Genomic DNA, 383 nt, shown 5'->3' with positions numbered 1-383 from the left:
CGAGGGCAGTATGTTAAATGTTATAGCCTGTTTTGCCTCAAACACAAAGGTGTCATCCCAGTGCTTGACACTGGGGTCCAGGTATAAAAATATTTGCAAATTGTGCAATGGACAACAGATTTTAGGAGCATACGTTAAACTAATTTCCATTATAAAAATAAGATGGATCCCAGTGTCACGCACTGGGATGACAAAGAGAGGGTTAGACAAAAGGGTCGATAAATGATTAGGATTACTTTTTCAGCCGAACAAAAAGTAAAAGAATACAGTGGTAAAGTTACTGGCTTTGATATATTACAACCGGATGTTTTGAAAGAAGCAATTGCCTTTAAGGTAAATGGTGAGTTGCATGATCTCTCACGTGAAATTGAAGCTGATGCAGA

General features: G+C 38.1%; 1 pseudogene. It reads left to right on the top strand.

What is annotated here, in order from left to right:
- Positions 1-226: pseudogene (locus BA053_RS07585) on the top strand (hypothetical protein); the annotation flags it as partial.
- Positions 227-383: the final 157 nt, after the last annotated feature.

The organism is Wolbachia endosymbiont of Nomada ferruginata (assembly GCF_001675785.1).
Taxonomy (GTDB): domain Bacteria; phylum Pseudomonadota; class Alphaproteobacteria; order Rickettsiales; family Anaplasmataceae; genus Wolbachia; species Wolbachia pipientis.
Note: the sequence above shows the minus strand (reverse complement) of the source record. Positions and strands in the feature narration are given on the sequence as shown.